The organism is Frankia sp. AgPm24 (genome assembly GCF_023243055.1).
Classification (GTDB): Bacteria; Actinomycetota; Actinomycetes; order Frankiales; family Frankiaceae; genus Frankia; species Frankia umida.
The window spans coordinates 21310-27309 of the sequence record NZ_JALKFW010000138.1 but is presented as its reverse complement, the minus strand read 5'-3'; the positions used below and the strand labels follow the sequence as shown (position 1 = coordinate 27309).

Genomic DNA, 6000 nt, shown 5'->3' with positions numbered 1-6000 from the left:
GACTCATTGATCTCCTCCGCTCGCGGATCAATTATCCCTCATATGGATCACTGTCCGAAGAACGGGGACCACCTCAGCCAACGTGCGTGCGCCCCGCACGTTACGGACCGGCCGGCTTTCATGCAGGGCGGCTCCGGGTGGTCAGCCGTGGTGGAAGCCGGTGCCGGTGCGGTCGAGCGGGTCGGGGTCGAGGTCGAGGTGGGTGGCGCGGAGGTGGTCCCAGGCGGCGAGGCGGGTGAAGTCGGGTGGGTCGAGTGGCTGCTGGACGTCGCTGAGGAACGGGTTGGGCAGGAAGACTGTCGTCATCTGCTCGCCGATGCCGTTGATCATGCGGAAGGCCCAGCTCATCGGGATGCCGCCCGGGTCGAGGCGGCGGTAGAGCTCGGCGCGGGCGCAGCGGCGGGCCCGGCCGAGTTCGGGGCCGCTGGCGGTGTGCTCGCCGATGCACAGGTGGAAGTGCCAGCGGCCCAGGTCGATGGTGGCGTAGCCGTCGTACATCGAGATCCGTCGGGCCGGCTGCTCGGTGGTGATCTCCCAGGCGGCGCCCTGGACGAGGACCCCGAAGCTGATATGGGCCCACTGTTCGGTGAACAGATAGGTGAGGATGTCGAGCAGGGTGTGCTCGTCGGTGGGCAGCTCGAACAGGTGCAGGGTGCCGGTGCCGAACTCCTCGACGGTCCGGTAGCCGGCCGCGGTGGTCATGGTTTCTCCGTTCGCTGTCGCCCGCCGCGAGGGTGCCCGGCGGCGGGTGCGTGGGTCAGTGGGCAGTCCGCGCAGGTGCCGCCGGTCGGGGTGCGGTAGTAGAGGCAGCAGCTTCGGCGCAGGAAGGTGGTCAGGTCCGGGGTGCCGTCGGCATGGTGGCGGTAGTGGGCGGCGCCGGACAGCGGCGGTGTGGCGAGGACGGTGTCGACGAGTCGACCGAGCCGGCGGGCCCGGTCGCGGACCTCGCTGGGGGTCTGCTGTGGCCCGTCGTGGGTATGGGTCGTGATCTCGCGGTCGAGGATGCGGGTGGCGCCGACGAGCGCGGAGGCGGCGTTGCCCCAGAGCAGGCCGGGGGCGATGCGGGTCTCGGTGCGCAGCGCGGCGGCCAGGGGGCGCAGGTGGCCGTCGATGACCGCCGCGATCAGCAGCCTGGCGGCGGTGGCGAGATCGTCCGGGTCGGTGGGGGACCAGCCGTCGGGGTCGGTGAGCAGCAGGCGGATGGGTGAACTGGTCACCGAGATGATTCCGAGCCGGTCGGCGGGCAGACCGGGGACGGTGCCACCACGTTCCCAGCAGCCGAGGGCGATCGACCACAGCCGGGCCGCGTAGCCGAGGAACAGGGTGGACGCGGCGACGCGCCGCTCGACGGTGCCCAGTCGTCCACCGAGCTCGTCGACGGCGGCGGCGAGGGGACCGCCGGGCCGGTACAACCCGTCGACCGGCGCCGACAGCGCACCACCTTCAGCCATGGCGCCCGAGGGGGTTGGGCCAGAGGGGGCCGGGGCGTGCGATGTGGCTGGTCGGGCCGGGGCCGTGAGCTCGACGGCGAAGTAGGGGCCGACGTCGGCCAGGCCCGCGAGGGTCGCCGTGGTGTGTGCAGGGTCGGCGTGGCGGGTGGACCAGCCGCTGTCGGGCCGTGCCGCGGTGTGGGAACGGATCCAGCGCAGCGCGGCCGGCAGGTCCGGCAACGAGGTGGTCAGGCCGTCGGCGGCGCCGTGGAACCCGGCGGGTGCCGCGATCGGGGCGATCTCCAGGTCGACGGGGCCGGTGGCGGTGATCTGCCATCCCTCGCGGCGCAGGGCGCGTTCGAGGGCGCCGACCATCGCGGTCGGCTCGGCCACCCGGTCGGGCCGTACCCGGGCGGTGCCGACGATCGGGGGGCGGGGGACGAAGGCGGCGGTGATCGGGTCGAAGTGGAGTTCGTCGCTGTCGAAGGTGGCGGCGATGCGGCCGTCGAGGATCAGTTCCTCGGGGCTCCCGGTGTGCAGCGTGCCGCCTGCGTCGAGCAGCCAGGTGGCGTCGGCGACGCGCAGGGCGAGTTCGAGGTCGTGGGTGGAGACGACGACGGCGAGGTCGCGGTCGCGGGCGAGTCGCCGTAGCAGTGCGGTCAGCGCCACCCGGGACGGTGCGTCGAGGAAGGCCGACGGCTCGTCGAGCAGGATCACCGACGGCTGCTGGGCGAGGGCGCGGGCGACGAACAGCCGTTGGCGTTCACCGTCGGACAGTTCGTCGAGGAGCCGGTCGGCGAGGGGCCTCGCGCCGACGGCGGTGATCGCCCAGTCGATGGTCTCCCGGTCGTGGTCGGTGAGCCGGCCGGTGAGGTCGGTGTGCGGGTGGCGGCCGAGGGCGACGAGGTCGCGGCCGCGGGCCAGGGGGATGTCGACCCGGTCGGTGAGCACGACGCCGATGCGGCGGGCCCGCTCCCGCGGGGTCAGGGCGGTGAGGTCCGCGCGGTCGAGGGTGATCCGGCCGGCCAGCGGTGGTTGCAGGCCGGCGAGGGTGCGCAGCAGGGTGGATTTGCCGGTGCCGTTCGGGCCGAGCAGGACGGTGAGCTCGCCGCGGCGGGCGAGCGCGGTCAGGCCGGTCAGCACGGCGGTGCGCCGTCGGCCGTGCCGGTAGCCGATGGTCAGACCGACCAGCCGCAGCCCGCCGGTCGTCGCCGGGTTGGCCAGGCCGGCGGGGTCGGTGGGGTCGATCGGGTCGGCCGGGTCGGGACGCTCGACGTCGGCCATCAGACGGTTCTCGCGACGGTAGAGCTGGCCCGCAGCAGCACCGCGATGACGATCGGCGCGCCGATCAGGGAGGCCACGATGTTGATCGGCAGCGCCAGACCGGTACCGGGCACCTGGGCGACGATCGAGCAGAACAGCGACACGACCGCCCCGGCGAGCGCGCAGGCGGGCAGCAGAACACGATGGTCGGCGGTGGCGAGCAGCCGGCGGGCCAGATGCGGCACGGCGATGCCGAGGAAGCTGATCGGGCCGCAGAACGCCGTCACCGTCCCGGCGAGCAGCGATGCGCCGAGCAGGGTGACAGTACGCAGCCGGCGGACGTGCACCCCCACGGTGCGGGCGTAGTTCTCCCCGAGCAGCAGGGCGTTGAGCGGCTTCATCGAACCGAGCGCGAGCAGCAGGCCGGCCCCGATCGTCGGCGCGAACACGACGAGGTCGCCGGGGGAGACCCCGGAGTAGCTGCCGAGCTGCCAGGTCCAGTACTGCAGGGCACGCTGCGGCGCGGTCCAGGTCAGCAGCAGCCCGATGAACGAGAACACCGCCGCGCCGACGATGACGCCGATGACGAGCAGGGTGACGACCGAGCGGACCCAGCGGGCGAGCAGCAGCACCGCGGACAGCACCACGGCCGCGCCCACGGCGCCGGCGGCGACGACCGCGACCCGCCCGGTACCGATGGCGCCGGCGGTGAACGCCCCCGCCGACCCGCCGGCACCGGTGACCACGAGGGCGACGCCGAGGCTCGCCCCGGCGCTCACCCCGAGCGAGTACGGATCGGCCAGCGGATTACCGAACAGGGTCTGCATCTGCAGGCCGGCCACCCCGAGGGCGGTACCGGCGAGCGCCGCCGTCGCCGCCCGTGGCAGCCGCACCTGTGTGATCACCACCGACCAGCGTGGATCGGTGGGGTCCGCGCCGACGAGCACCCGCAGGGTGTCCGGCAACGGCACCCACACCGAGCCGACCGCGACGGCGAGCAGGAACATCGCCGCGGTCGCGACGGCGAGGCCGAGCAGCGCGCCGACCGGCCGCCGCCTGGCCACGGCCGCAGGAGCACCGGTCGCCTGTGCGTCGACCGCCAGTCGATGATCGACGACGACGCCGCCGGCGGGCAGGCCCGCGGTCACGATGCCCGGCTCATGAGGTCAGCCGACGGTAGAAGGCGAACCGGTGGTCCTTCGCCAGGTCGGGATGCAGGATCGCGACGAGGTCGCCGAGGACGAGATCGGGGCGGGTGACCCCGCGTTCCCAGTAGTCGTTACCACCACCAGGGCCGATCACCAGCGTGTTCGTCCACACCTGGCCGCCGGCGCGGGTCGCGGCCAGCGTGCCGTAACGGGAGTCCTCCTTCGTCGCGTCGCCGATCGTCTTCCACTCGCCGTCGGCGAGCCAGATCGGCGCGGACCCGGCCTTGGCATACACCGCCTCGAAGGCGAGTTCCAGGCTGCCGGTGTCGCGGGTGCCCGACCACGGGTAGCCGGCACCGGCGTCGGCGAGAAGCTTGCCGACGTAGCTGCCGCCCGAGGGCATGTACCAGGTGCCCTGGTACATCGAGCCCGGCAGGACGGCGACCGGCTGCTGACCGGCACCGCTGACCTTCGCGGCGATCGCGGTGTAGTCGCCGGCGATCCGGTCGAAGACCTTGCCGGCCTTCTCCTCGTCGCCGGTGAGCGCGGCCATCACCTTGATCCATTCGGCGCGGCCGAGTGGGTCGCCCTCCAGCCATTCGGCGTTGGCGACGACCGGGACCCCGCCGCGCCGGATGGCGGCGTAGTCCGGTGAGTCGGTGCCGTCGGTCATCAGCACGTCCGGCCGGCCGGTGACGACCTTCTCGACGTTGATCTTCCCGCCGGCGGCGTACTCGGTGACCCTGCCCTCGGTGATCAGGCGGCGGATGTCGGCGTTGACGACGCTGGCGGCGCTGGCCACCCCGGTCAGGGTGTCGGTGCGGTCCAGGTCGACGAGCAGCGGCAGATGGGTCGTCGATCCCGAGTACAGGCTGCGGATCGGCACCTCGATCCGTGGCGCTGATCCGAGCGCGCCGGTGAGCGTCGGCGCGGGCGCGCCGCAGTGCACCAGCACATAGGACTCGGGCCGGCCATCCGGGTAGGGCTGTTTGACGGTGAGTACCTGATAGCTCTGGTGATAGCTGATCGTGACGTTTCGGGCGTGGCTGAACGTCGATTTGACCGGGAAGTAGTCGGTGTCCTGCCTGAAGTCGGTGATGCAGCCGCGGGTGTCGGTTCCGCCCGCCGACCCCGGGTCGTCGTCCCCGCAGGCACCGAGGGACACCGTGGCAAGGAGCGCGGCGAGGACGGCGACCAGCGGCCGGACGCCACCACGGCCGCGGCGCGCCCACCTCGGCGACCGCGCAGGGGACGGATCGGATCTCCCGGGCTCGCCGCGGTGGCGTCGTCCGGCATCGATGGGAAGAAAAAGGTATGTCGGCGCGCGCACGCGGACCGCCTCTCCAACACCTCGTGGAAGGGTCACTCGGATGCCGTGGCCGGTCTCCTGGCTGACGGGTAAGCCTTCCCCGGCCCGCCTTCCCAGGCGCAACAGCAGCCCAGTGACTCCACGCGGACGACGTGGAAAAGGCCGGGAAATCCCGATCACAGTGGCGAGGGCCGCGCCGGCCTGTCACCGGCTTCCCGAACACCACGACATGGCAAAAATATGCTGAAAATTATCTGCCCGCAAGAAGTACTGGCTGATTGTGCTGCTATCACCCGGAATTTCTGCCGGTCAGTGAACCAAATGCCGGAAGAATGCCGAAGCAGGGAGATGGCCGGCCAGAACGCGAGTCATCGGGAAGGGAAACCAGCCCGGTCTCGTGGCGCGACCGCCGCCGCATCCGCGTCGTCAACCCCTGCTCAGTGGCAGGGGAAGCCGAGGAAGTGACGCGCGTCATGGACGAACTCGTGGATATGCGTATCCGAGCCGAACATCGACGTGGCGCCCTGATCGACTCCGATGAAGTAGAGCAGTAGCAGCGACAGCAGCGCGGTCAGGCCCAGGGCCGCCGCTCGAGCCGTCAGCGGGAAGGAGATCGACCGATGCCGCGACTGCGGATCGGCGATGGGTGTCGTCATAGGTGCCCCCTGGGATTGTGCGTCCCGACTGGTCGGACTGCTGGTGCTCGGGTCTGACTCCCGCCCCGCCGCCCCGAAGGACGGACGGGCCGGTCACAGTGGCGCAACCGTGCCGGGATTTCACCGGCTTCCTCGCACAAGCAATCGGATTATCTGGTTTCCACCGGGTTCCTGTCAACAACTGAGAACAGAAC

5 protein-coding genes and 2 riboswitches are annotated in these 6000 nt (G+C 71.7%); all 5 genes read right to left on the bottom strand.

Going from position 1 to position 6000, the window contains the following annotated elements; all coding sequences use genetic code 11:
- Positions 1–141 precede the first annotated feature (141 nt).
- The 5 genes from MXD61_RS06120 to MXD61_RS06100 all read right to left on the bottom strand — a co-directional run bounded on the left by MXD61_RS06120 (position 142) and on the right by MXD61_RS06100 (position 5806).
- Positions 142–702 (bottom strand): hypothetical protein, encoded by a 561-nt coding sequence (locus tag MXD61_RS06120; RefSeq protein WP_248811854.1) that lies wholly within the window; start codon positions 700–702, stop codon positions 142–144.
- Positions 699–2714 carry an ATP-binding cassette domain-containing protein gene (locus tag MXD61_RS06115; RefSeq protein ID WP_248811853.1) on the bottom strand — a complete coding sequence of 672 codons (2016 nt, stop codon included), beginning with the start codon at positions 2712–2714 and terminating at the stop codon, positions 699–701. The genes MXD61_RS06120 and MXD61_RS06115 overlap by 4 nt, the downstream gene beginning before the upstream one ends.
- Positions 2714–3700, bottom strand: a complete 987-nt coding sequence (locus tag MXD61_RS06110) for an iron ABC transporter permease (protein WP_251079505.1) — start codon at positions 3698–3700, stop codon at positions 2714–2716. Before MXD61_RS06110 ends, MXD61_RS06115 begins: the two co-directional genes overlap by 1 nt.
- 151 nt (positions 3701–3851) lie before the next feature.
- Complete coding sequence (locus MXD61_RS06105; protein WP_251079504.1) at positions 3852–5039, bottom strand: ABC transporter substrate-binding protein; 1188 nt, start codon at positions 5037–5039, stop codon at positions 3852–3854.
- A gap of 161 nt (positions 5040–5200) precedes the next feature.
- Positions 5201–5392: riboswitch (cobalamin riboswitch) on the bottom strand.
- Between the two features lie 195 nt (positions 5393–5587).
- On the bottom strand, positions 5588–5806 hold the full coding sequence (locus MXD61_RS06100; protein ID WP_248811850.1) for a CbtB-domain containing protein: 219 nt from the start codon (positions 5804–5806) through the stop codon (positions 5588–5590).
- Between the two features lie 12 nt (positions 5807–5818).
- Positions 5819–5989, bottom strand: a riboswitch (cobalamin riboswitch).
- Positions 5990–6000: the final 11 nt, after the last annotated feature.